Annotated in this window: 19 protein-coding genes; 17 read left to right on the top strand and 2 right to left on the bottom strand. The window is 51.2% G+C overall.

What is annotated here, in order from left to right; all coding sequences use genetic code 11:
• The first annotated feature begins 1 nt into the window (after position 1).
• Positions 2-1348 carry a tRNA (N(6)-L-threonylcarbamoyladenosine(37)-C(2))-methylthiotransferase MtaB gene (gene mtaB / locus ACQSGY_RS02370; RefSeq protein ID WP_184182256.1) on the top strand — a complete coding sequence of 449 codons (1347 nt, stop codon included), beginning with the start codon at positions 2-4 and terminating at the stop codon, positions 1346-1348.
• A 105-nt stretch (positions 1349-1453) separates the two neighbouring features.
• Positions 1454-1888, top strand: coding sequence for an NUDIX hydrolase (locus ACQSGY_RS02365; RefSeq protein WP_427050513.1), 435 nt, complete (start codon positions 1454-1456; stop codon positions 1886-1888).
• Between the two features lie 80 nt (positions 1889-1968).
• On the opposite strand, the gene ACQSGY_RS02360 is transcribed toward ACQSGY_RS02365, so the two are convergent.
• A complete protein-coding gene (locus tag ACQSGY_RS02360) occupies positions 1969-2970 on the bottom strand; it encodes a Na/Pi cotransporter family protein (protein WP_427050512.1) in 1002 nt (333 codons plus the stop codon).
• Between the two features lie 686 nt (positions 2971-3656).
• Between ACQSGY_RS02360 and ACQSGY_RS02355 the strand changes: the two genes are divergently transcribed.
• The 5 genes from ACQSGY_RS02355 to ACQSGY_RS02335 all read left to right on the top strand — a co-directional run bounded on the left by ACQSGY_RS02355 (position 3657) and on the right by ACQSGY_RS02335 (position 18042).
• A complete protein-coding gene (locus ACQSGY_RS02355; protein WP_184182262.1) occupies positions 3657-5033 on the top strand; it encodes a class I SAM-dependent rRNA methyltransferase in 1377 nt (458 codons plus the stop codon).
• Positions 5034-5247: 214 nt separating this feature from the next.
• Complete coding sequence (gene addB / locus ACQSGY_RS02350) at positions 5248-8751, top strand: helicase-exonuclease AddAB subunit AddB (protein WP_427050511.1); 3504 nt, start codon at positions 5248-5250, stop codon at positions 8749-8751.
• Positions 8748-13205, top strand: coding sequence for a helicase-exonuclease AddAB subunit AddA (gene addA / locus ACQSGY_RS02345; RefSeq protein ID WP_427050510.1), 4458 nt, complete (start codon positions 8748-8750; stop codon positions 13203-13205). The genes addB and addA overlap by 4 nt, the downstream gene beginning before the upstream one ends.
• A gap of 236 nt (positions 13206-13441) precedes the next feature.
• Complete coding sequence (locus ACQSGY_RS02340) at positions 13442-14626, top strand: exonuclease SbcCD subunit D (RefSeq protein WP_427050509.1); 1185 nt, start codon at positions 13442-13444, stop codon at positions 14624-14626.
• Positions 14623-18042 (top strand): AAA family ATPase, encoded by a 3420-nt coding sequence (locus tag ACQSGY_RS02335; protein ID WP_427050508.1) that lies wholly within the window; start codon positions 14623-14625, stop codon positions 18040-18042. Before ACQSGY_RS02340 ends, ACQSGY_RS02335 begins: the two co-directional genes overlap by 4 nt.
• Before the next feature lie 476 nt (positions 18043-18518).
• Here the strand turns inward: ACQSGY_RS02335 and ACQSGY_RS02330 are convergent, their stop codons facing one another.
• On the bottom strand, positions 18519-18713 hold the full coding sequence (locus ACQSGY_RS02330) for a hypothetical protein (RefSeq protein ID WP_427050507.1): 195 nt from the start codon (positions 18711-18713) through the stop codon (positions 18519-18521).
• 162 nt (positions 18714-18875) lie between these two features.
• On the opposite strand from ACQSGY_RS02330, the gene ACQSGY_RS02325 reads away from it, so the two are divergent.
• The 10 genes from ACQSGY_RS02325 (at position 18876) to ACQSGY_RS02280 (ending at position 26988) form a co-directional block, all read left to right on the top strand.
• Entirely contained in the window at positions 18876-19259 is a 384-nt protein-coding gene (locus ACQSGY_RS02325) for a hypothetical protein (protein ID WP_216517158.1), read from the top strand.
• Between the two features lie 462 nt (positions 19260-19721).
• The gene (locus ACQSGY_RS02320; protein WP_111271869.1) at positions 19722-20081 is read left to right on the top strand and encodes a histidine triad nucleotide-binding protein; all 360 of its coding nucleotides are present in this window, start codon (positions 19722-19724) and stop codon (positions 20079-20081) included.
• Positions 20082-20259: 178 nt separating this feature from the next.
• Positions 20260-20433: a 30S ribosomal protein S21 gene (gene rpsU / locus ACQSGY_RS02315; RefSeq protein ID WP_005547957.1), complete on the top strand. Its 174-nt coding sequence runs from the start codon at positions 20260-20262 to the stop codon at positions 20431-20433.
• 15 nt (positions 20434-20448) lie between these two features.
• The gene (locus ACQSGY_RS02310; protein WP_111271870.1) at positions 20449-20892 is read left to right on the top strand and encodes a GatB/YqeY domain-containing protein; all 444 of its coding nucleotides are present in this window, start codon (positions 20449-20451) and stop codon (positions 20890-20892) included.
• A gap of 282 nt (positions 20893-21174) precedes the next feature.
• Positions 21175-22500: an NfeD family protein gene (locus ACQSGY_RS02305; protein WP_427050560.1), complete on the top strand. Its 1326-nt coding sequence runs from the start codon at positions 21175-21177 to the stop codon at positions 22498-22500.
• 165 nt (positions 22501-22665) lie between these two features.
• A complete protein-coding gene (gene floA, locus ACQSGY_RS02300; protein ID WP_188591250.1) occupies positions 22666-23673 on the top strand; it encodes a flotillin-like protein FloA in 1008 nt (335 codons plus the stop codon).
• Between the two features lie 13 nt (positions 23674-23686).
• Complete coding sequence (locus ACQSGY_RS02295; protein WP_427050506.1) at positions 23687-24289, top strand: hypothetical protein; 603 nt, start codon at positions 23687-23689, stop codon at positions 24287-24289.
• Positions 24290-24526: 237 nt separating this feature from the next.
• Positions 24527-24820 carry a sporulation protein YqfC gene (gene yqfC / locus ACQSGY_RS02290; RefSeq protein ID WP_145404117.1) on the top strand — a complete coding sequence of 98 codons (294 nt, stop codon included), beginning with the start codon at positions 24527-24529 and terminating at the stop codon, positions 24818-24820.
• Positions 24817-26010: a sporulation protein YqfD gene (gene yqfD / locus ACQSGY_RS02285; RefSeq protein WP_427050505.1), complete on the top strand. Its 1194-nt coding sequence runs from the start codon at positions 24817-24819 to the stop codon at positions 26008-26010. Before yqfC ends, yqfD begins: the two co-directional genes overlap by 4 nt.
• Before the next feature lie 6 nt (positions 26011-26016).
• Positions 26017-26988, top strand: coding sequence for a PhoH family protein (locus ACQSGY_RS02280; protein WP_184182278.1), 972 nt, complete (start codon positions 26017-26019; stop codon positions 26986-26988).
• Positions 26989-26994: the final 6 nt, after the last annotated feature.

Raw genomic sequence — 26994 nt, 5'->3', positions numbered from 1 at the left:
TATGCCATCCGTGGCGTTTTACACCTTGGGCTGCAAAGTTAACTTTTATGATACAGAGGCTATCTGGCAGCTGTTCAAAAATGAAGGCTACGATCAGGTAGACTTCGATGAGCAGACAGCAGATGTCTATTTGATTAATACGTGTACCGTAACGAATACAGGTGACAAAAAGAGCCGTCAAATTATTCGTCGTGCCATCCGGCGCAATCCGGATGCGATCGTAGCGGTAACGGGATGCTATGCGCAGACATCACCTGCGGAGATTCTGGACATTCCGGGCGTAGACCTCGTGATCGGAACGCAGGATCGGGATAAAATTTTGCCATATGTCAAAGAAATTCAGGAATCCCGTCAGCCTGTGAATGCGGTGCGTAACATTATGAAAACCCGTGTGTTTGAAGAGATGGATGTGCCGGATTTTGCCGATCGTACACGTGCGTTCCTGAAAATTCAGGATGGCTGCAACAACTTCTGCACGTTCTGCATTATTCCTTGGTCCCGCGGTCTGTCCCGCAGCCGTGAAGCAAACAGCATCATTCAACAGGCGCATCAACTTGTACAGGCGGGTTACAAAGAGATTGTTCTGACAGGCATTCACACAGGCGGGTACGGAGATGACATGGAAAATTATGATCTGACCGATCTGCTGTGGGATCTGGATAAAGTGGAAGGACTGGAGCGCATTCGTATCAGTTCGATTGAAGCGAGCCAGATTGATGACCGAATGCTGGATGTGATCAAACGTTCGGACAAGCTGGTTCGTCATTTCCATATTCCGCTGCAAGCGGGAGATGACACGGTATTGAAACGTATGCGCCGCAAATATACAACCGAAGAGTTCTATAACAAAATGCTGCGTATTCGTGAGGCGATGCCGGATGTAGCGATTACAACGGACGTTATTGTTGGTTTCCCGGGTGAAACGGATGAGATGTATCGTAACGGTTATGAGCTGATGCGCAAAATCGGCTTCTCCGAAATGCATGTGTTCCCTTATTCCAAACGGACAGGTACTCCAGCAGCACGCATGGAGGATCAGGTGGATGAGGATGTTAAAAATGCACGTGTGCATGAGCTGATTGAGCTGTCCGAGCAAATGCAGCTGGAATATGCTCAGAAATTTGTTGGACAAGTGCTGGAGGTTATCCCTGAAGGCGAAGCGAAGGGCCGCGAAGGCAGCGGCAAGCTGCATGGTTACAGCGACAACTACATCCAGCTGGTGTTCGATGGAACGCCTGATATGGTTGGTAAAGTGTGCCGTGTGAAGCTGACCGAAGCCGGAGCGAATGAAAGCCAGGGTACACTGGTTCGTGTGCTTGAAGAAAATTTGAAGTCTGCCGCGATGTAAGCACGGCGTCATGAACAAGGATTTCATTTCCTTGGGGAGAATACCCGGGGAGATGAGGTCCTTCTTTGCCAAGAACAGAAATGAAAGTGGACGGGGGAGAACAGCATGAACAAAAAAGAAATTTCAGCAGGCGGCGTTGTGTACAGAACAGGAGAAGACGGTCAGCTTCAGATTCAGCTCATCATGGATCGTTATGGCAAAATGACACTGGCCAAGGGCAAAATGGAAGCCGGAGAAACGATCGAGCAGACCGCACTTCGCGAAATTCTGGAAGAGACGGGCATGGTAGGCCGCATTGTGGAGCCGATCGATATTATCGCTTATACGTATCAGCACGCGGAGTTTGGACCAGTGGACAAGGAAGTGCACTATTATCTTGTGGAGGCGGAAGGCGGCGACCTGCAGCCTCAGATTGAAGAGATCAAAGGTGTAGACTGGTATAATCCCGCAGAGGCCTGGTCCAAACAGCAGCAGGACGGATACGATAACAATGACGAAATTTTGCGTACGGGCTTGAGCAAGCTGGGCATTCACGTATAAACGTTCGACTTGACGCTGCGTCACATGGAGCAAACGAAGCTTCCTGTGGGTCGTGAGGCAATGCTGGAATACTGGAAGATTTAAACAACAGGTGTCTTGGTCGACGGGGTGTGGACAGGTGTTTTTTTGTGCCAGATGGGCAGGTAGCAGAACGGTAAAGCCAGCAATGAGCTGATGATGTTAAAAAGGGTCTGGGCATGCGCAATCTGTGCCCCGTTGTCCGCTGACAGCCACGCCGAAGCTGCGTGCAGCTGGCCGATCAGCGGCATAAACAGCAGCGCTCCCGCAATGTTGAGTACAACATGGGAGGCTGCTACAAATTTGCCTGCGGAAGCCCCGCCCGCGGCTGCAATAACAGCGGTGATGCAGGTCCCCACGTTGGACCCGATCACAATGGCGATGCCGATCTCCACAGGCAATACTCCTGTGGCTGCCAGCGTAATCGCCATGCTGATGACCGCGGCACTGCTGTGAATTAGCGCGGTCAGGCACGCGCCAGCGAGGAAGCCCCACCACAGGCTGTCCGCCGAGCGATCCAGAAACCACTGGAACACCCCCATGCTGCGCAAAGGAACGGCAATGGACTGCATGACCTGAATGCCTGTCATAACAAGGGCAAAGCCTGCTGTTGCCAGAAAGCTGAACTGTATATTTGCTAAGGTATGGCGAATACGTTCAGGAGCGAGCTGATTGCGTTCGGCAAGGATCACAAATAGGGCCCAGCCGGTAAGCGAGACCAGCAGCAGCGGCAGGGCAGCCCGTCCAAGCTGGAGGCCGACAAGCTCTGTGGTCAGACACGTTCCGATGTTGGTACCGAGGATAATGCCGAGTGTACGGCCATACGAGATTAAACGTGCGTTAGCCAGTCCAATGGTTAGCACGGTCACAGCCGTGCTGCTTTGCAGCAGCGCCGTTGCTCCGGCGCTGAAGGCCATGCCCTTCCACGGGGCAGAGGTGGCCCGATTCAACCAGCCTGCCAGCATCGGCCCGGCCATGCGCTGCAGCGCTGTCTCCATCAGCTTCATACCGCCAAAAAAAATAATAAGCCCATATAACAATGGCAAAATTATATCCCTGAACATGATAACATCACTCCTCCCGTCCCAATTGCTTATCACTTATCCTATGAGAAAGTGGAGACAAGCATGACAGGTGAAGGAGTGTTATAAAAAGATGCTATATAAGTTGATATTCATTTACACGTGAACGGAGAGGACAGAAAAAACCTGAAAAAGCGGAGCGGTCGCCTTTATCACCGGATTTTCCCTTTGAAAAAGGCATTCAAAAAATATGGGGATAACAGCGATTGGAAGGTTATTCTGTCATCGGAGTGGACTGTGGAAATTCTTTGTTTCAACTTAATATAGCCCCAATTCAAAAGATACGGTGATTCGGCAAACGTAGCGGAAGGGACGAAATCGAATCCAAAGAAGCGAAGCGTTCGCCTTTGTCGCCGGATTTTCCCTTTGAAGAAAGGGAATCGAAAAAATCTGGAGACAACAGCGATCGTAGGATCGATTCGTTCCCAGAGTGGTCTTTTCAAACTGCCAGCCCCAATTCAAAAGATGCGGTGATTCGGCAAACGTAGCGGAAGGGACGAAATCGAATCCAAAGAAGCGAAGCGTTCGCCTTTGTCGCCAGATTTTCCCTTTGAAGAAAGGGAATCGAAAAAATCTGGAGACAACAGCGATCAGAGGATCGATTCGTTCCCGGAGCGGTCTGCCCAAACCTATCTTTTAAACTAACTTACGAAAGAAGTGGATCAATCTTGCCATCGGTAACACTGGAACGCAGCCGCAAAAAAAGGCTGGAACATGCACATCCCTGGGTTTTTAAAAATGAAATTGCATCCGTTGACGGCAGCCCGGAGCCGGGGGATATTGTAAATATTCTCAACCATCAAGGCCGCTACCTGGCGACGGGGTACTACAACCCGACTTCGCAAATTACCGTCCGTGTCGTTTCTTATCAGCCTTTGGAATTCGAACAGATGGACACGGCTTTTTTTGCTGCTCGTTTCCGCGATTGTTTGCGTCACCGGGAACGCTTCATACAAGATGGTGAAGCCTATCGTCTCGTTTATGGCGAGGCCGATTTTCTGCCCGGCTTGATCGTGGATCGCTTTGGCAGCATTCTCGTTGTGCAGATCCTTACACTGGGTATGGACCGCTGTCGTGAAGCCATCGTGCAAGCGCTCATAGAAGTCATGCAGCCGGAAGGTATTTATGAACGCAGCGATGTGTCCATTCGTGAGCTTGAGGGTCTGGAGCAGGTCAAAGGTCCTCTCTACGGAGATTGTCCGCGCCATGTAACTGTGACTGAGAATGGGCTGCTCATCAAGGTAGACATCGTAGAAGGGCAGAAAACAGGTTATTTCTTCGACCAGCGTGAGAATCGTGCGGCTATTGAACCGTTGATGAAAGGCTGGGGATACAAAAGCGGCATTACCATGCAGCAGATTGAGCATGAAGGAACCGAGCAGATGCTGCCTGTAAACAAGAGCGGCAAAGTGGTTACGTTCCCGTACTGGGATGGTGCGACTGTGCTGGAATGTTTCTCGCATACCGGCAGCTTTACGCTGAATGCCTGCAAATATGGAGCGAAGAAAGTAACCTGTCTCGATATTTCCGAGCATGCCATCGAAAGTGCACGAACCAATGTGGAGCTGAATGGTTTCACCGATCGGGTTGAGTTTGTAGTAGCGGATGCCTTCCAGTATTTGCGTGAGCAGGTCAAAGGGCTGGATGAGCGCAATGCACGGGCACGGGCCGCGGAGCAAAAGGTGGACACGTCCAAGGCGTTATCAAGTGCGGGTAAAACGTTCGATGTGGTCATTCTTGATCCTCCTGCGTTTGCCAAAACAAAATCAGCAGTCAAGGGGGCATGTCGCGGGTACAAGGATATTAACTTGCAGGGCATGAAGCTGGTTAACGAGGGTGGATATCTGGTCACCGCGAGCTGCTCCTACCATATGCGTCCTGATCTGTTTCTCGAAACGATAGCTGATGCGGCTGAAGATGCAGGCAAAGTGCTGCGTCTGATCGACTGGAAAGCTGCCGGCAAGGATCACCCGCAAATTCTGGGGGTAGATGAAGGCCATTACCTGAAATTCGCTATTTTTGAGGTGCGTAGCAAAAAGAATTAACAGACTTCCTTTTTTGCATCAAGCTTGTAAACAACAGGGGGAATTAAAGTAACATCCAGGTTATAAGTCCACAGTGGTTATCGCTGAGGGCTTTTTGCCATTCTCGGAGATGATCGCCGTTTATGGTGGATCGTGGCAAACGTATGTTCCGAAGCGAAGAAGGTATGGTATACTGGAAATTAAAATCTTGAACGTGCAGTTTGGAGGATGACACATGTCCATACGTTTTGTTATTGGCCGGGCAGGCAGTGGCAAAAGCACACTGATAACCCGGGAAATTACAACACTGCTTCAACAGGAGCCGGAAGGCAAACCGCTGATTTTGCTCGTTCCGGAGCAGAGCTCATTTCGGACAGAGCAGGCGCTGGTGTCCTCAGCAGCCATTAAAGGCACGATGCGAGCTGAAGTGCTTGGCTTCCGGCGCCTTGCTTATCGCGTTATGCAGGAAGCTGGCGGATCTGCTCGTATTCCCATTGGAGCCGAAGGCAAAAAGATGCTTTTATATAAAGTCATACAACGTCGAAAAGAAGAACTCAAGCTGTTTGCTGCCTCGGGCAGCCAGCTCGGGTTTATTGGAGAACTGACGAATCTATATAGCGAATTCAAGCGTTACGAGGTTCATGCTTCCGCGCTGGAAGAGGGGCTTGCAGAGTGGGGAATTGCGTCTGCATCACCTATTCTGGAGGACAAGCTGCATGATCTGAGTTTGATCTATCATGACTACGAGAAGGAATTAACAGATTTATATATTGATGATGAGGACACATTGAATGAACTGACAGGTCGGTTACCGGAAAGCAGCTGGCTGCAAGGAGCCGAGGTGTGGATTGATGGCTTTCATGGATTTACGCCACAGGAGCTGAGTGTGATTGGTCAGCTGATGCTTCAGGCCTCGTCTGTCACGATTTCCTTAACGTTGGATCGGGCTTACGAGCAAGGTGTGTTACCAGGGGAACTGGAGCTTTTTTATCCAACAGCAAGCGCTTATGTGCGCCTTAAAGGCATGGCTGAGCATCTGGGTGTGGCGAGTGATACGACCGTACTCCATGCTGAAGTATTGCCTAGGTTTAAGGATCGGCCGGGACTTGCACATCTGGAGGCCGGCTTTGACCGGCGTGTTCGCTGGCGGAGTCATGGTGAGGATGCAGGCATACGATTGATCGCTGCCGAGAACCGGCGTGCCGAGCTGGAGGGAGCGCTGCGTGAGATGCGGCGTCTGGCCCAGGAGCATGGAGCGAGGTATAGGGATATGGCGGTGCTGGTTCGCAGTATGGAGACGTATGCCGATATTGCCGAGCCACTATTCAGGGACTACAATGTCCCCGTCTTTCTGGACCGGAGACGAAGTGAGCTCCATCATCCTTTAGCTGAATTTATTCGTGCAGCACTGGATGTGGTTCGCCGTAACTGGCGGTACGAGGACGTTTTTCGCTGTGTCAAAACCGATCTGCTGCTTCCGCTGGATGGTTCTGTTACCCGTGAAGATATGGACCAGCTCGAAAACTATGTGCTCGCCTGCGGCATCCATGGATATCGCTGGACGGACGGCAAGCCATGGAAGTACGTACCGAGCTTGTCCCTGGAGGATAATGCTCAGGAAGCGCGAAGCCGGGGGCGTGATGCTGTATTGTCACTGATGGAGAGATGTCGGACCGTCATTATATCGTCTCTCGGCATATTTGAGAAACGAATGAAAAAAGCCAAAACGGCTGCCGCTCAATGTGAGGCGTTATTCCAGCTGCTGGAGGATGCAGACATTGCATACAAGCTGGATCAGATGTCTGCTCAGGCCAAAGCACAGGGTGATCCGGAGCGTTCCAGAGAGCATCGTCAGATGTGGGGGGCTGTACTCGATCTGCTGGACCAGATGGTAGATATGATGGGTGATGAACGTTTGGACGTGCATTTATTCGCGGGCATGATGGAAACCGGATTGACCGAGCTCAAGCTGGGGCTGGTTCCGCCTGCACTGGATCAAGTGCTGTTTGGTTCGATGGACCGTACACGTCTGCGGGATATCAAATACGTATTTATTCTTGGAGCAGTAGATGGAGAGCTGCCCGCGATTCCTCAGGATAGCGGGGTGTTAACAGAGCACGAGAGATTGCTGCTTACAGAAAGAGGTGTGGGTCTTGGACCTGGTGCAACGAGACTTATGCTCGATGAACGCTTTCTGATCTATACGGCGCTGACAGCAGCCAGCAAGCAGTTATGGCTCAGCTATCCTGTAGCAGATGATGAAGGCAAATCTCTGCTGCCTTCCGAGATTGTGCGCCATGTACGCAAAATGTTTGCATTGCAGGAGCAGCCACTACTTGCCCAGCCGCCCGTTCTGGATTCAGAGGCTGTTCACCTCTCCTACGCTGTTCATTCGGAGCAAAGTCTTTCGATGCTCATCGGTCAACTTCGCAGATGGCGCCGAGGCGAAGAAATTCCCGAGCTGTGGTGGGCCGTTTACAATTGGCATGTATCGCGGGAGAAGAGTCGTGCTCAGCTGGAAAGGCTGCTGGGCTCGATCTTTTACCGCAACCGTGCATTACAGCTGCAAACCTCAACGAGCCGCAGACTGTACGGAACGGAGGTTCGGACAAGTGTTTCGCGTATGGAACGATTCGTTGCCTGTCCTTTCTCCCATTTTGCATCACATGGCCTGAAACTTCGAGAAAGGCAATTATATCGGCTGCAGGCTCCGGATATCGGTCAGCTGTTCCATGCGGCATTAAGTCAGCTGGCGATGCGTCTGCGTGAGGAGAATCGCAGCTGGGGCAGCCTCACACCTGAACAGTGCCGTCAGGAGGCCGAGCAGACGGTGGAACAGATCGCTCCGCAGCTGCAGGGCGAAATTTTGCTGAGCACGAAGCGTTACGGGTATATTTTCCGCAAATTAAAAGACATTGTCAGCCGTGCATCCGTCATTCTGGGAGAGCAGTCCAGACGAGGCAGTTTTGAACCGATTGGGCTGGAGCTTGATTTTGGGCCGGGCAAACCTTTGCCGCCGCTTCGTTTCGAACTCGAGAATGGCTGTGTGCTGGAGATCGTGGGGCGTATTGACCGTGTAGATGTGGCCGAAGGCGAGAATGGTCTGCTGCTGCGGGTAATCGACTACAAATCCAGTCAGACGGATCTCAAGCTTCATGAGGTGTATTATGGCTTGTCCTTGCAAATGCTCACCTATCTGGAGGTGCTGCTCAGTGCTGCCGAGGAATGGTTGGGGGAAACGGCGATGCCTGGAGGCACATTGTATTTCCATGTGCACAATCCGTTGCTGCAATCCGCAAACGGCATGACCTCGGAACAGGCAGAGCAGGAGCTGCTGAAACGCTTTAAAATGAAAGGCCTGCTGTTGGCAGACCGCGATGCTGTGGCACAGATGGACCGTACACTGGACAAAGGGCACTCCGCGATTATTCCAGTGGCACTCAAGGCAGATGGCAGCTTCTACAGCAGTGCTGCTGTAGCGACGCCGGAACAGTGGGACACCTTGCTTGCTGCCGTTCGCGGCAATATTCGCGAGATCGGAACCCGGATTACGGATGGAGATACAGCCATTGAGCCGTATCGTATACAGCATGAGGTGGCATGCACCTTCTGTCCTTATAAACCGGTTTGTCAGTTTGATGAAAATATTGAAGGAAATGATTATAAATTGCTGTCCAAACCGGGCAAACAGCAAATCTGGGAGATGCTGTCTCACAGCAGGGAAGGGGAAACGTCATGATGAATATGCCAAAACCGGAAGGCAGCTTCTGGAGCGATGATCAATGGAGCGCCATTGCTGAGCATGGGGAAGATATTCTGGTCGCGGCTGCTGCGGGATCGGGTAAAACCGCTGTTCTGGTTGAACGGATTATTCGCAAAATCGCAGACCCTTCCCAAGGATTCAGTGTGGATCGCTTGCTTGTAGCTACGTTTACGAAGGCGGCGGCCGCGGAGATGAAGCAGCGTATTCGGGAAGCGCTGGAGCGTGCACTCGAAGATCAGCCCGAGGAAGAACATCTGCGCAGGCAGCTATCACTGCTCGGGCGGGCCTCCATTACAACCCTGCACTCCTTCTGTATGGAGGTCATTCGCAGGTACTATCAGCAGATTCCGCTGAATCCGGCTTTTCGCATCCTGAATGAAAATGAGGCTGAAATACTTCGGCAGGAACTGCTGGAGGAGCTGTTTGAGGAAAAGTACGGCGAAGAGCAGGAGGGAAGCACATTCCGCGAGCTGGTGGACTGGTTCAGCGGGGAACGAAACGACGATGCGATGCATCGGCTGGTGCAGCGTTTGTATGATTTCTCGCGAAGCCATTCATGGCCGGATCACTGGCTGATGCAGATGGCGGAAGCCTTTCAGGTGGGAAGTGTTGAAGCCCTGGGACAATCAGCATGGGTGCAGAGCATTCTGCGTGATGCGGCTCTTGCCTTGAGCGGAGCGGCAGGATTGCTGCGTCAAGGGATTCAGATCTCGTTACAACCTGAAGGTCCAGCACCTTATGCAGAGACGCTCACAGCGGATCTGGCTATGGTGGAAGAGCTTTTATCCGCTGTGGAAGTTATGCCGTGGGAAAGGCTGCCCGAGGTATTCCAGCCAGCTGCATTTGGCAAGTTGAAGCCATGTAAAAAGGATCAGACAGATCCCGGGCTGCAGGAGCAGGTAAAGGAGCTGCGGGAAACGGCCAAAAAGGCAGTTACCGATCTGAAAGGTTCTCTTTTTGGCCGGAGTGCCTTCACCTTTTGGCAGGAGCTGGAGCAGGCTGCACCGCTTATGCAGGAGCTCTCCAGGCTGGTCAGCACTTTTGGCGAGCGTTACCGTCAGGCGAAGCAGGAACGTGCGCAGGTTGATTTTAACGACCTCGAGCACTATTGTTTGCATATTTTGCGGCATGAGGATTCCACGCCTGAACATTCAATGCCTTCCGATGCGGCGATGGAGTATCGTGCACGCTTTGACGAAGTGCTGCTCGACGAGTATCAGGATACCAATACGGTTCAGGAGGATATCGTCAGACTGATCTCCAGAGAGAATCCAGGCAACCGATTTATGGTTGGTGATGTGAAGCAGAGTATTTATCGTTTTCGCTTGGCTGAACCAGGCCTTTTCATGAACAAGTATCGCAGCTACAGCGCGAATGCCCCTGGACATGCAGAGGATCATGGAGATAGCAGTACGCGTGAGGAGACAGGAACGGGAAAACGAATTGATCTTGCCCGAAATTTCCGCAGCCGTGCTGAAGTTGTACATTCCGTCAACGTCATCTTCAGACAGCTTATGAACGAAGGGGTCGCGGAGATTAGCTACGATGAGCGGGCACAGCTGGCTTATGGTGCGTCATTTCCGCCAGAGACGCTTGGAGGGGAAGCCTATACTCCCGAGCTCATGCTGATTGATCGTCAAGGCAGCGGGCCGGATCTGGCGGATAGTACAGAGGAGGGTTCAGACCTGGCGACTTCGGCAGAATTGGAAAGTGCTGAGCTCGAAACAGCCCAGCTGGAAGCGAGGGCAATTGCCAAGCGCATCCGGGAGATGGTTGGAGAAACAGACAAGCCTGCTCTCAGCGTATATGACAAGGCTTTGCAAACGATGCGTCCGGCACGTTATGGAGACATTGTTATTTTGCTGCGCTCGACGCTGATGTGGGCCCCGCTGATGATTGAGGAGTTCAGACAACAGGGCATCCCCGCTGGAGGAGAGCAGAGTAAAGGATATTTTCAAGCTACGGAAGTAGAAGTCATGTTGTCCCTGCTGCAGCTTGTAGATAATCCAAGACAGGACATCCCTTTAGCCTCTGTGTTAAGGTCTCCGATGGTTGGTCTGGATGAGGAGGAGCTTGCCCAGATCCGTCTGGGTGATAAAAGACAGTCGTTCTATGATGCTGTTGTATCAGCTGCTGGACCTTGGAAATCCGAAATGAGCGTGCCTGGTCAGCGTTCCGTACCGGAACAAGGCTCAAAAGTGGATAGCGTGATTCAGCTACAGTGGCCGGAAGCTTGGTCAGAGCTGGAACAGGCACAGCGGGAATCAGCGGTTACAGCTGAATTGCCAGTTGAAGCAAAAGAGAACGTAGAAGAGCATGCTCACATTGCTGAACAGGGTGAGGCCGTTTTTCAGGGGCACAAAGAGGTTTATTCGGCGCTGCAGCAGAAGCTCATTCGGTTCATGCGTCAGCTGGAGCAGTGGAGACTGGAGGCAAGACAGGGCAGTCTGAGTGAGCTGATCTGGCGCATTTATCGGGAAACGGGCTATCTGGACTGGGTTGGCGGACTTCCTGGCGGCCAGCAGCGTCAAAGTAACCTGAAGGCTCTGTATGACCGGGCACGTCAATATGAAGAGGCTACTGCGAATCGCGGACTGTTCCGGTTCCTGACGTATGTCTCCAGATTACGTGAAAATGGTGGAGATCTCGGGACTGCGGCAAGTGGCTCGGGTGAGCAGGATAATGTCGTACGGATTATGACGATCCATCGAAGCAAAGGTTTGGAGTTCCCGATTGTTTTTGTCGGCGGCATCTCCAAAATGTTTAATCAGCAGGACCTGCACGCACCATTTCTAATGCACAAGGAGCTAGGGTTTGGTCCGAGATTTGTGGATCGCAGCAACCGGGTCGCGTATCCGACTTTAGCCAATCTGGCCATCAGACGGCGTGCTCAGTTCGAACTGCTTGCAGAAGAGATGCGTGTATTATACGTGGCGTTAACCCGGCCAAAAGAAAAGATGATTCTGGTTGGTACGGTGAAGGACGCCGCTAAAAAGGCGCAGGCCTGGTCTCAGGTCAAAGATAGCCCGGAGCTGGCTCTGCCGGACTATTTGCTTGCTGCTGGACGAAGCTATCTGGACTGGATTGGACCAGCATTGATCAGGCACCCTGATGCTGCTGTGCTGCGCGAACTTGCAGGGGATCGCGACACTTATTCAGCTTGTCTTGTGAGTGATGAATCACGCTGGAACATCCGGATTACTGCAGCAGATCAGGTGTCACGTAATTTGAATACAGATCATGTACAGAGCGAAGACGATGAAGACGGACTAAACGAATTGCGTAGAGAGCGCAAGGCAGCTCTGGAACAGATGCAGCCAGTCAGACTAGGAGAAGCAGCTCCAAACACAGGTATTCACATGCACGTTGACGAGATGAACATGCATGATCTGGTTCCGGATGAGAAGCAGGCGCATGAACAGAGGCTGCCTAATCATGACCAACATGCCCTGCTGCGTGAGGTTGATCGTCGGCTTTCCTGGACTTATCCGTATGAATCAGCTTCTCAAGTGGCGGCAAGCACGTCGGTAACGGAGATCAAGAGCCTGTCCTCTGTTCAGGAGTATGCTTCGTATGCTCTTATACAAGACATGCAGGAATTTCAGACAGAAGAAATGCAAGAATTTCAAATGGAAGACATGCAGGAACATCCAATAGAAGAGATACAGGAACCGCCGATTGAAGAGATAAAGAAACAACAGAGAGAGGCAATAAAAACACAACCGATTGAAGCAATACTGGAACAGCAGGATACAGCAGGTGCAACAGCCCAGAATATGTCGGAGACGAACCATTCATTCAAGTTGCATTTGCGCCGTCCCAAGTTCATGGGGGAGAGACAGCTGACGGGTACGGAACGGGGAACCGTGTATCATACGCTGATGCAGCATCTCCCTGTAGAAGTGAACGTTGTGGATACAGAGGTTGTTGAACAGACGATTGCACGTCTCGTCTCTCTTCAGATTTTGCTGCCTTATCAAGTGGAGGCGATAGACCGAAGCGAGCTGACGTCCTTTTTTGATACTGAACCAGGCAGGGAACTGCTCCATGCATCATGGGTCAGAAGAGAGATTCCATTTACGTATGGGCTTCCGGCACATCAATCTCCGCAGGAGTGGCTTCGTGAACTGCGTCAGAGCGAGGAGCAGGAGCTGTCTGGTGAGAGTAACCGCGTCCAATCAGTGCTTGAGAACGAAATCGTGCTTGTCAGAGGTATTATAGACTGTCTATATGAAGTGAACGGCGAGCTTGTTTTGCTGGATTATAAAACAGATCGGGTGCTGGACCACCGCGGAGGTCTGAAGCCGCTAGTTGAAAACTATCGTTTCCAGCTGCAGCTCTACGCACGGGCGATTCAGGATATACTGGGCCGTAAGGTCGACCATATATGGCTTTATTTTTTCGATGGCGCTCATGCGGTCAAGTTGTAAAAGCTTTTGCTATAAAAGCTGCACAAAAGAGATTGGCACGATGAAACCGAGCCTTCCGATTAAGGAGATAACATGGAAAAGTGCTGTTATTCCCGGATGTTCCGGAACTCGCTTTTTCCAAATGGTAGAAAATAATAGATTATTGATGATACAAAACGATAGATTAATGATGGTAGAAAACGCTAGATTTAAGATGCGAATGATAGATGATGTAGGGGAAAGAGGTGGAACGGACCATGCGTATCTTGCATACAGGGGACTGGCATCTGGGAAAAACGCTGGAAGGGCGAAGCAGGCTTCGTGAACAGGAGGACTTCGTTGATGAACTCGTTAGACTGGCGGATGAGCAGCAGGCAGATGCCATATTGATGGCTGGAGATGTATATGATTCGGTGAATCCGCCTGCTTCGGCGGAGCAGCTGTTTTATGAAGCGGCAGCGCGTCTGACGGAGAATGGCAGACCTCTGGTTGTTATCGCAGGTAACCATGATCAGCCGGAGCGGGTAGCTTCAGTCACTCCGCTTGTGAATAGACAGGGGATTACGCTGGTAGGTACACCCGTATCGGAAGCTGTGACTATTCATGCCCGGCGAACTGGCGAGACTGCGCAGATTGCGGCTCTGCCCTATCCGTCGGAAGCGAGATTAAACGAGCTGTTAGCAACGGATGGCGATGAAAATGTGCTTCGGCAAGCCTACAGCCGCAGGGTAGGTATGCTGATGAAGCGTTTAGCGGCTTCGTTTCGACCGGATACGGTGAATCTGGCTATGAGTCACATTTATGTGCTTGGCGGTGTAGAAAGTGATTCGGAACGTCCGATTCAGGTTGGCGGTGCGTATACCGTGGACCCTTCCTCTCTGGAGATTGGTGCCCAATATACTGCGCTGGGACATCTGCATCGGGCACAGGCGGTCAAAGGCGAAGGTGTCATTCGATACAGTGGTTCTCCGCTGGCCTACAGCTTCTCGGAAGCGGGGCAGAGCAAGTCGATTACGATGGTGGATCTCACGCCGGGCGGTGAGGCGCAGGTGGAGGAGGTGCTTCTGACCTGTGGCAATCCGCTTGTTCGCTGGAAGGCACGCGGAGGGCTGGCAGAGGTATACCGCTGGCTGGATGAGGGACGGGATTCCAAGGCTTACATTGATATGGAGGTTTGGCTGGAGGATGCGATGTCACTCAAGGAAATTCAGCAGCTGCGGAAAGCTCATGAGGGCATCATCCACATTCGTCCGGTATATCCCGAGATGGAGGCGGCAGGGCTGATGGAACAGCGTTCACAGCTGCCTGTACATGAGCTTTTTCGCAAATTTTATCAGCGTCAGACGGGAGGAGCACAGCCGGAAGACAGTCTGGTGCAGCTGTTCCTCGAGCTCGTGGATGAAGACGAGCCAGGTGTGCGCGAGGAGGTCGAAGGCCGGTGAAGCCGATTTTACTGAAAGTTGCAGGGCTGCAAAGCTATCGGGAGATGCAGGAGATTGATTTTACTGTACTGACGGAGACAGGGCTCTTTGGTATTTTCGGGCCAACGGGCAGCGGGAAATCGTCTCTGCTTGATGCAATCACACTTGCAATGTATGGCAAGGTAGAACGGGCTGTAAACGGGACTCAGGGCATTATGAATCATGCCGAGGATTCGCTTTCGGTTGCTTTTACGTTTGAGCTTGCTTCGGCAGAGGGGGCACGAAGATTCCGGGTAGAACGGCGCTTCAAACGGAACAACGAGGTGTCTGTTAGCAATACCGTCAGCAAGTTCATTGAGACGATTGACGGTGAGGATCAGGTGCTTGCCGACAAGCTGGCGGAAGTGAACCGGTGTGTGGAAGATGTGATCGGTCTGAAAATGGACGATTTCACCAGAGCGGTTGTTTTGCCGCAAGGAAAGTTTGCTGAATTTCTTTCGCTCAAGGGCAGTGAGCGGCGGCAGATGCTGCAGCGTTTATTCCATCTGGAAAAGTATGGTGATCAGCTTGCGATCAAATTAAGTCGCAGGGTCAAGGATAATGACATGGCTCATCAGGCTATCGCTGCGGAGCAGCAGGGACTGGGCAATGCGAGCAAAGAAACGCTTGAAGAAACGAAACGGCTGCTTCAGGCAGCGGTTCAACATGCCGATACCTCTCGGAAAGCGCTGGATATGGCAGCGAAAGAGGCGGAGCAATTAGGCCGAATTCGAGAGCTGAGTCAGGAGAAGCAAGCACGAATGCAGGAACAGCAGGTGCTGCAATCCAAGGCAGCGCAGGTTGAGTCGGATGAAGCCCGTCTGAAGCTTTCGGGAGCAGCCGAAGTGATGCTGCCCGCCCTTCAAACGGTACGTGATGCGGAATCGGCGCGGAAGCAGCGGCAGCTGGAAGCAGAAGCTGCACGGCAACAGGCCGAAGAGCATGAACGTTTGGCAGTGCAGGAAGCTGAACAGGCTGAGGAAGCAAGGAAGCAGTTAACCGCAGAGGAGCCCAAGCTGCTGCTGCGTCTGGACCAGCTTGAGCAGGCCAAGGAGCTGCAGCGGGAGCGTGACAGTCTGCAGGCTGATTGTTCCCGGCTTGCACAGCTGATCGAGAAAGGACAGGCTGAACAGACCACACTTGGTCAGCAGCTGGATAAGGAGCGTGAGCTGCAGCTGCGCGGACGCAAACGGCGTGAAGAGCTGCAGGAGAGCCTGAAGCCAAACGAAGTGAAGTCCGAGGAACGCAGGCAGCTGCAAGCAGCGCTTGAGCTGAAGCATCGCATGGATACGGCGGCGGAACAGGTAAAGCAGCATAGAGCAGACATGCAGGCATATCAGCTGTCTGCACAGCAGGGGGCCGACAAGCTGGAAGCAGCGGCCGCGGAGGAAAGACGCCTGACCGAGCGGCGGCAGCAATTGGTGGAACAGGCGTCAGCGGGGGTTGAGGCCCTGCTTGCCTGTGAGCAGGATATCAGCCGCGAACAGAGTTTGCTGGCCCGGGCGGAGGAGCAGCTGCGCGGCACGATGCGTGAGCAGGAGCTGCACCGGCTGTCCACCGCCCTGCGCGCCGAGCTGCGCGATGGCGAGCCGTGCCCGGTGTGCGGCTCCGCACACCACCCGCTCCCGGCTGCGCCGCCGGGAGAAGGTCCGCACGCAGACGATGCGGACCTGGAACTGCTGCGCAGCCTGCACGCGGAGCTGCAGGAGCTGCGCTTCGGGCTGCGCCAGCAGCTGCACGAACGCCGCAGCCTGCTGACGCAGCTCGGCGCCGCGGCCGGCGATGCCCCGGCCGCAGCCGAGGCCGCGCCTGCGGCAGCGGAGCCCGAGCCCCCCGGATCGCCCGAAGATGGGCGATCTCCGGCGGGCTGGGCGGCGCGTGCCGCTGCGCTGCGCGAAGCCGCGCAGGCGCTGGCTGCCGCAGCAGCGCCACTGCAAGGCGAAGCCGCCGCGCTGCTGCAGGCGGCTTCGGGCGCGCAGCAGCGCCGCATGGAAGCGGCAGCTGCGCAAGAGGCCGGCCGTGCCGGGCTCGCCCAGGCGGAGCGCAAGCTGGCCGAGAGCGAAGCCGCCGCGACTGCATTGCAGGGCCGCTGGGCCGCAGAGCTGCCTGACATCGCCCAAGCGGAGGCCGCGGGCCTCTATCAAGCGATGCAGGAGCGCGATGCACGCGCCGAAGACATCAAGGAACGTCTGGCCAAAAGCGTGACGTTCCTTGAAGAGAAGGAGCAGCTTGTCCAGTCATTGCAGCAGAAGCTGACAGAATTGGACAAGCAGCTGATCCAGTGGCAGACCGAATGGCAGGGCAGCAGCAAGCTGCTTGCCGAGAAAGAAGAGCGTTTGCGCCAGTGGGTCGGTGAACAGCGCGTAGAAGATCTGATTCGTGCGACACAGGCGCGTCTGGACGAGCTGCGCAGAATCGCAGCAATGTCTGAACAGCGCTTCAAGCAAGCGGACGCACTGAAGCAGGATTCGGCGAAGCGGGATGTTATGGCTCAGCAGGCGGCTGTTTCAGCGTTGGAGCAGCTTGAACTGGCGCAGGAACGTTGGCAGCGACTGCTGGAACAGTCCCCGTTTGAGACGGATACGGCGGTTACACAGGCGGCTATGCCAGCCGAGGATGCGGAACGGTTGAAAAAGGAAATCCAGCTTCATCGAGAACGCGAGCGGGAACTGGCTTCCCACCTGCGTGAACTGGAGCAGAAGCTGGATGGCGCGGTAGTCACCGAGGAACAGTGGACATCATGCACAGAGCGTTTGAAGCAGGCCAGAATGGAGGATGAAACTGCCCTGCAGGCGAAGGCGCGTGCCGAACGTGACCTGGAGGATGTGCAGCAGCGGCATGTGCGCTGGACAGAGCTGGAGACGAGACGGTTGGAGGTCAGCCATCAAGGGGAGCTGTTAAGCAAGCTGCAATCAGCTTTCCGGGGCAATGCATTCGTAGAGTACATTGCGGAGGAGCAGCTGATGCAGGTCAGCCATGCGGCATCCCAGCGTCTTCGCTTCCTGACCAAGCAGAGGTATTCGCTGGAGGTGGATTCCGGCGGCGGCTTTGTGATCTGTGACGATGCCAATGGCGGAGTCAAACGTCCGGTGTCCACATTGTCTGGAGGAGAGACCTTCTTAACCTCCTTGTCGCTGGCGCTGGCACTGTCAGCACAGATTCAGCTGCGCGGACAATATCCACTGCAATTTTTCTTCCTGGATGAAGGTTTCGGCACCTTGGACCCGGAGCTGCTTGATACAGTCATTACCTCATTGGAGAAACTGCATGACGATCGGCTGGCCGTGGGCATTATCAGTCACGTTCCCGAGCTTCGTGCGCGCTTGCCGCGTAAACTGGTCGTCATTCCGGCTGGAGACGCCGGTGCGGGCTCTCGAGTCGTATTGGAAAGTTTGTAGACTGGCATTCCTGTAACTTGCCAATTTGTAAAATAGTTTCTTTTTTTACTGACATGCAGAACAAGTGAGTTACATCACAGATACAGGTTCAACCCGCTGTTATACTACAGTTAAGCCGACAAACTTGCTTTAAGCCCCCCGTCGGACATCTGTTCAGGAATGCTTCCTGTATGGATGTCCGCGCAGCCGGACTTCTCCCGAAGCCCGCTCACGAGGGGCTTCTTTTTTATGCTGTTTTTTACGGATCGTGTTAATTATATATATAAAACTAAAGAAACGACATTATGCCGCTTAACGATCCATGATCGTCAAAGATCGCTGTAATGGGGCAAGATACCAGCCTTGGTAGGCTGTTTAAGTCGAAGAGGGAAGGCTAACGATCTCCATAGAGCTTATTTTCCCTGAATCGGGGACATTTGAATTCTAACGATCTCCAGGAAGCTTATTCCATTCGAAATCCTGAAAAATGAGCCTGATCAAGCTGATTTCAGCAGAATAGCGTCTCTGGGGATCGTTAGAATTTTCCAAAGCCCGAATATGCCGAAATAAGGCTTCTCCTGATCGTTAGCGCTCGCAGTAGAGGGTGGCAGACTTGCACTTGCCATGAGCGATGGACGATATTGGACTAATGTGCCTGGATTGATGAGTATATTGGAGTGGATTGTGTACATTCTTTAGTTCAACTTATATAGTTCCTCCTTAATTACATTATTTAATGCTCCCTTAATTGCTTTATATAATGCTTACTTAATTAATTCACTTGATGCACCTTAGGGTATACTGCTTGCTTCAAATCCGGCGAAGCAGTGTCAATTCGCCCAGTTCTGAATACGATGAAGGGAGAAGAAGAGCTGAACTGGGAGGCGTTAAATGTGGATAAAGCAGAAGCAAAGAAACTGTGTAAGGATCACATCCATCGGTACGTATGTATTCAGATGAACGATGGTTCGTACTATGATGGCATTGTAGAGAATGTGGATGATGAGATGATTTATCTGGCAGTTCCGGTTGGAAACGAAGTTATGGCAGCCCATGCCAACATGGGGCCGAATATGATGCCTGCTGTTCATTATCCGGCGGCTCAAGCCCGCGGGTTCTATCCTGGATATGGCTATCCTGGTCCGTACCCGTATTATGGATATGGACGGAGACGCTTTAACAGGCTCGTACTGCCTTTATTTGCGCTTACGGCATTAACGCTGTTGCCTTATTATTAAGCATTGCGGAATTATAGCTGCATCAGATATGGAGAAAGTATGCACAAAAGCTGACCAAGCAAACAAGAAAACTTAATCAAGGTCATACCCGGTCAAGAGCATTGTTGGCCTCAGGGTGTGGCTTTTCTTTTTCCATACAACAGGGGGAACTGACATACAGCCGGAAAACGGATGAAACGGAGTATTTTATTTAGGGCGTGTCTTGAAACCTGCTGAAGTGCATCTTTTACCACCTTTTCGCCCCCTGCTGCCTCATTTTCCCTTGGCGTGCCCCGGCACGCCTGCGGTAAACTTCCTGACTTGGAACGAAAATTCGGCAAACTCTGCATCCTTCAGCGTTTTCAGACACACCCTAGATCAACTGGTTAAATCGTGACGGGGCAGCATTGGACGTAGCATTTTACTTTTAGTATGATATAAAGGAATACATAATTTGAACTCAAAGGAAGGAGGGATTGTACGATGGATTGCTTGTTTTGCAAAATTGTAGAGGGCACCATTCCCTCCAACAAAGTATTGGAGAATGATCATGTCATCGTTTTTCATGACATTCAGCCAGCGGCTCCAACCCATGTGCTGGTCATTCCGAAGAAGCACATCACTTCGATGAATGACGTAACTGCAGAAGATCTGCCCTTGATCGGGGAGATGCATGCAGCTGCACAGGAGGCGGCAAACCGGCTTGGAATCAAGGAATCGGGATATCGCCTGATTAACAATTGCGGCCGCGACGGAGAGCAGACTGTGCATCATTTACACTATCATTTGCTGGGCGGTGCTCGTATGGGCGCGCTCACAAGTTTGTCTGATTCACATCGATAAGAGCCAGAAGAATGCAATTTAGCAACTTTTCTTGTTTTGGACTTGAAAAACTGCTGCGGCTCAGCTAATATTAAGGGATCACGTTAAGGTTGACACTTTTATTGCCTTTCGCCTATAATGAAAGATGATGAACCGTGTTATTGCTCTTGGACGGTCTGGTCGGAGGGAGGGAAAACTGGTGTCTGAAACTAAAGTTCGCAAAAACGAGACTATTGATGCTGCACTTCGTCGCTTTAAACGTTCCATCGCTAAAGATGGCGTATTGGCTGAGGTGAAGAAACGTAAGCATTATGAGAAGCCAAGCGTAAAGCGCAAGAAAAAGTCCGAGGCTGCTCGTAAGAGAAAGTTTTAGGAGGATTTTAACTACATGAATCTTAGCGAACGATTGAACGAAGATATGAAGCAAGCGATGAAGAGTAAGGACAAGTTCAGACTCTCCACCATTCGGTTGATTCGTTCGACGATCAAGAATCTTGAAATAGATTTGAAAAGAGATTTGGATGACAACGAAGTGCTTGATATCCTGAGTCGTGAAATCAAACAGCGCAAAGATGCCCTCCAGGAATTTGGCAAAGCAGGTCGCGAAGAACTCGCGGCAAATGCCGAAGCGGAAATTGAAATACTTATCCAGTATCTTCCTGAACAGCTTACCGAAGAAGAAATTAAAGTTATTGTACAGCAGACCATCCAGGAAACCGGTGCTTCTTCGAAAGCAGAGATGGGGAAAGTGATGGCGGCCCTTATGCCTAAAGTAAAAGGTAAAGCGGACGGCAAACTGGTTAATCAAGCAGTTCAACAATTTCTGCAATAAAGCAAATTCTATAAACACCTCCTGACTTGTCAGGGGGTGTTTTTTCAATGGTTTCGCAGTGTTTTTCACTGAAAATACATAACTAATTATAGAAAATGGGTTTTATTCATGATTATGGGTATATATTTCTTGCATTTACGTATGCATTCAAATATAATTTAAAGTTTTTGAAACGCAAGCTTGCTTTGTGCGTAATAAATACCATAAGCTGGACAGTATAACATTATTGGAAAAGGAGGGACTATTGTGAAGGGAAAGCGCCGGAAGAAGCTTACGGGGTCCATGCTGCTCTTGATGCTGCTGACGCTTTTGCTTCCTCTCTGGATTGGAATACCGTCAGCGCAAGCAGCTGAAAAAAGCGGCGCCGTATATATTATTCCGGTTGATAAACCAATCGAGCAGGGGTTAGGCAAATTTATGGAGCGCGGATTCAAGGAAGCAGAGAAAATGAACGCTGGCTTGATCGTTCTCGATATCAATACGCCGGGAGGCCGTGTCGATACAGCTGAAAAGCTCGGTTTGATGATTAAAGAAAGCCCGATCGAAACCGTGGCATTTGTTCGCGGTGATGCTGCGTCAGCCGGGAGTTTTTTAGCGCTGAATGCAGATAAGATAGTAATGTCGCCCGGAAGTATGATCGGGGCTGCTGCCATGGTGGATAGCACAGGCAAACATGTGGATGATCCGAAGCTGGTAGCCTTCTGGAAAAGCAAAATGCAGGGAGCTGCCGAGAAGAGCGGTCGGGATAGTGATATTGCGGCAGGCATGACGGATGTCAACATCGTAGTCGAGATGCCGGAGATCAATAAAACCAAGCAAAAAGGTGAAATTATTGCTCTCTCCGCTGAAGAAGCGCTGAAGGTAGGATATGCGGATCATATCAGCAATACACCGGAAGAAGCGGCAAGCTGGCTTGGGTATGGTCAAGGAGATGTGTTCAAGATGGAACGCACGACTGCGGAGAACATTTCCACTTTTCTGACCAATCCGATTGTGATGACGATATTGCTGTTTATCGGTATTGCCGGTGTCATCATTGAGCTTATCGTTCCTGGCTTTGGCGTACCGGGAATCGTTGGTATTGTATGTTTTGTTCTTTATTTCTCTGGCAATTACATTGCGGGGTTTGCCGGAGCGGAAACATGGGTATTATTTACGATCGGGCTCGTGATGATGATTCTGGAGATGTTTATCCCAAGCTTTGGTATTCTGGGCATTGTGGGATCGATTGCGCTGGTGGCTGGTGTAGTACGGGCAGCCTATGATACAAGTGATGCCTTTGTATCTCTTGGGATTGCCTTTGGAGCCGCACTTGTCGTTGTAGCCATCATTGCGATTGTGTTCAAAGACAGAGGAATATGGAACCGGTTTATATTAAGTGAGCGATTGTCTACTGATCGCGGGTATTCCTCGGCAACAGAGCGCAAGGAGCTGATTGGCATGCAGGGCATCAGTTTGACTCCGCTTCGTCCAGCAGGCACGGCGATGTTTGATGGTGAACGGATCGATGTGGTTACGGATGGCGGCTTCATTCCTGTGGATACGCCAATTATCGTAATCAAAGCGGAAGGTACCCGAATTGTTGTACAACAGGCATTGCCTGTGTAATTCTGCAATGGCCGAAGTGAGATGATCGCTTCGGCCGTGTACATAACCACATTGCCGACATGCGGGCAATAGGGTGGAAGCATGCTTCAGCAGCGCATGTGTACAGCGTCAGTTCTGATGCTCTTTTTTTCAAAAAAAATTATTGCAAACGGAGGAATTTAATTTATGGACCCAATGATTACGATTCTGCTCATCGCGGTGCTGGCTATTATCGTGTTGAGCGTATTTTTCAGTTTTTTCCCGGTTATGCTCTGGATTTCGGCCATCGCATCCGGCGTACGAATCGGTATTATTACACTGGTCGCGATGAGATTGAGACGTGTAACCCCTAGCCGAATTGTTAACCCGTTAATCAAAGCAACAAAAGCAGGTCTTGGACTGAATATTAATCAGCTCGAGAGTCACTTCCTGGCGGGTGGTAACGTTGACCGCGTTGTAAACGCACTTATTGCTGCACAGCGTGCAAATATTCCACTCGAATTCGAACGTGCCGCAGCGATCGACCTTGCGGGTCGTGACGTACTGCAAGCCGTGCAGATGAGTGTTAACCCGCGTGTTATTGAAACGCCGATCGTATCTGCGGTTGCCAAAGACGGTATTGAAGTAAAAGTCAGAGCGCGTGTTACGGTGCGTGCCAACATTGATCGACTCGTCGGTGGTGCTGGTGAAGAAACGATTATCGCCCGTGTCGGCGAAGGTATTGTAAGTACGAACGGTTCCTCGAATTCTCACAAAGACGTTTTGGAAAACCCGGATTTGATCTCTCGTACCGTTTTGTCCAAAGGGCTTGATGCGGGTACTGCATTTGAAATTTTGTCAATCGATATCGCGGACGTAGATGTAGGTAAAAACATTGGTGCCTTCTTGCAAACCGAGCAGGCTGAAGCCGATAAACGTATTGCACAGGCAAAAGCGGAAGAGCGTCGTGCGATGGCCGTAGCCCAAGAGCAAGAGATGAAAGCGCGCGTTGTTGAGATGAGAGCGCGTGTCGTAGAGTCCGAGTCTCAAGTACCGCTTGCTATGTCTGAAGCACTCCGTAGCGGTAAAATTGGCGTGATGGATTATATGAATCTGAAAAACATTGAAGCAGATACTCAGATGCGCAGTACTTTGGGAAAACCTGCTGAAGGTTCGAATTCCAGCGATCAGGGTGATTCCAAAAACGGAAGATAGGCGGTGAATGCATATGAGCCTATTCGAATGGATATTTAATAATCTGTATGTGGTAGCCGTTGCGGCCTTTGTACTTTTTTCATTCCTGGGCAAGCTGGGTAAGTCGGCCAATCCGAATCAGAAGCGTCCTGGTAACGGAATGCCAACATTTGGCGGCGGTGAAGACCGCAATCGTCGCGTAGACAATGCTCCTCCGCAGCAGCCATCCAGAGCGGATGACCGTCGATATGAGGAACAGTATGATGAACGCTATGACGATGAGCGCTATGATGACCAATATGATGAGCGTTATGATCAGCCTTACTCCGAGCCTGCTGCATCCTCTCGCCAAGGGGATGATTTCAGTCGTGAACAGTCACTGGACAGCATGCGCAGCTCGGTGGATGAGCAGATGCGCAAGATGGAAGAGCAGCAACGTCTAATTCAGGATAGACTGAATCGTATTTCCTCAGGAGGTCTTCCTGCTGTGTCGGGTTCAAGTGTAGAAGATACGGATACTTCGGATTCAGGCAGCTCGCGTCTTCGTGCCGAGGATATTCGCACAGGTGTGCTTTGGGCAGAGGTGCTTGGTGCTCCGCGCGCGAAGCAGCCATTCGGTACAAGAGGTAAGCTGTAGTTTGTGGTGAGTGATCCGATGAATGCCGATATGAAGCCTTTAGAGTAAACGTTCAGATAAACCTTTTAAGTGAAAGTTGAAACGAAGCCTTTTCTGGTGAGTAATGTGCTCCCGGAGAAGGCTTTTTTCGTATGCTTGTTTTTTCTGCAAAATAAGTACCTAACCGCTCACCGATTCTTCATAATTCCCTGAATTTGCGCATAAGTTGAACTGTAGAGGAAGGGGGAAGACCTTCGAATGACCCGGATCAGCCGCAAGCTGCGCAGATGGACCAGTGAGGTGCTCGATCTGCCGCAGGATGTGCTTTATGATATGCCACGGTTAACCCTGATCGGCAGCAAGCAGCTGTATATAGAGAATCATCGGGGTGTGATTCATTTCACGCCGAATCGCATCGTGCTCGCCCTGTCACAAGGCCAATTGGAGATCAAAGGCAGTGCCTTGGTTATACGTAACATTTTGCCGGATGAAGTAGCTGTAGAAGGTACGATTCTGGATATTCATATGAATGGAGTGGAGGGGAACGAATGAAGCAGCCAAGTCTGTATAAATTGCGAGGCGCCGTGCGGATTAAGGTTACAGGCGGAGATATCGAGACGTTAATCAACATGATCACTGAACAGAGACTAAGTGTATGGGATTTACGTGCGCAGGATGGACGCCAGGCGGAGATGAGCATATTGCTTCCGCATTTTTTCAGACTGCGTCCCATCGTAAAAGGGACAGGCTGCAGGGTGAAAATCACGCATCGCAGCGGTTTTCCCTTTTTTGCGGCTCGCCTCCTGCGCAGGAAGTTTTTTGTCTTGGGCATGGTGTTTTTTATGGCAGCGTTATTTGCATTATCCTCTATGGTCTGGAATGTGGAGGTTAAAGGCAATGTGAGAATTCCGACAGATGAAGTGCTGGCCGCAGCTAAAAAGGAAGGCATTTATCCTCTCCAATGGTCATTTCGAATGGGAAGTCAGGACAAGCTCTCAAGGCAGCTGGCCCTTGCGCTCCCGGATGTAACCTGGGTTGGCGTAACCAAAGAGGGGACAAGTGTCACCATCCAGGTGGTAGAGTCGGCACAGCCCAAGCGTGAGCCTTTGCTGAGCCCCAGACATCTCATCAGTAAATCGGATGCTGTAGTCACCCGGATTTATGCAGAACAGGGACGACCTGTTGTGCAGAAGGACATGCGTGTGAAGAAAGGACAAGTGCTGATCTCGGGTATTCTCGGTGATGAGGAGAACACCAAAACGATTGTGGCCAAAGGAGAAGTTCGTGGAATGGTATGGCGGGAGTATGATATCCAGGTGCCGCTTCTTCAGAAACATCAAACGATGACGGGGGAGAGCAAAGAGCGATTTTATGTGGTGCTGGGGGATTGGGCTATTCAATTATGGGGTTATGGAAATACACCCTTCAAGTCATATGATACGGAGACCTATCACAAGCCGCTGACATGGCGTTCCTTCAACCTGCCTATGGGATGGATGACGGAGAAGGATATGGAAACAAGCTTTCATCAGGAAGAACAGACGGTGACCTGGGCCAAAACGAAAGGTTTGGAGGGGGCGCGAAACGATATTTTAGCCAAAAACGGCAAGGGAACGAAAATTTTAAGTGAAAAAATTTTGCATGAGAAGAAAGAGAATGGTAAAGTTTATATGAAAGTATTATTTGAAGTGGAAGAGAACATCGCGGAAGAACTTCCGTTAGTCCATAGTCAAGGAGAATGAGGATATTTGTCAGAGCAAACACGCAGCATACAAATCTCGCTCCAGAGTGCGGGAGAGGGTCAAGCACTATTCGGACCCCAAGATATTTTTCTGAAACTGATTGAGAACGAAATTCCTGCCCAGATCGCATCACGCGAAGCGGAGATTAATATCTTTGGTACTGCGCAGCATGTAGAATCACTTGAACAATTATTTGATGTTTTATTACAATTGATCCGTAACGGGTATGTGTTAACTGAACGAGATGTCCTGTATGCTATCGAGCTTGCCAAGGATTTGCGTGCAGAACAGCTGCTGGATCTATTCAAGGGTGAAATTACAACGACATTCCGCGGGAAGCCGATTCGTGTAAAAACGATTGGACAGAAGCACTATGTCACAACGATCAAAAAGAGAGATATCGTATTCGGGATCGGACCTGCCGGAACGGGCAAAACCTATCTGGCTGTTGTACTGGCTGTAGCCGCGCTCAAAGAAGGCAGTGTGAAACGCATCGTGCTGACACGACCTGCGGTTGAAGCGGGTGAGAGTCTGGGATTCCTTCCGGGGGATCTTCAGGAGAAAGTAGACCCGTACCTGAGACCGCTGTATGACGCGCTCTACGATGTGATGGGGCAGGAGCAGACGGCGAAGGCTCTGGAACGCGGATTGATTGAAATCGCTCCTCTGGCTTATATGCGCGGGCGTACACTGGATGATTCCTTTATCATTTTGGATGAAGCGCAGAACACAACGCCTGAACAGATGAAAATGTTTTTGACTCGTCTCGGCTTTGGCTCCAAAATGGTCATTACCGGAGACGTAACCCAGATTGATTTACCGCGCGGCAAAAAATCAGGACTGGTGGAAGCGAGTGCAATTCTGAGTGAAGTTCAGGAAATCGGATTTGTGCATTTCGCTGAGCAGGATGTTGTCCGGCATTCTCTTGTCCAGAAAATTATCGTAGCTTACAACAACGCCGCAGAAAATCAAGCATAGAAAGGG

It is taken from the genome of Paenibacillus sp. TC-CSREp1 (genome assembly GCF_050171015.1).
GTDB classification, from domain to species: domain Bacteria; phylum Bacillota; class Bacilli; order Paenibacillales; family Paenibacillaceae; genus Paenibacillus; species Paenibacillus silvae.
The sequence above is the reverse complement of the archived record's forward strand: the minus strand, read 5'-3'. Positions and strand labels throughout refer to the sequence as shown.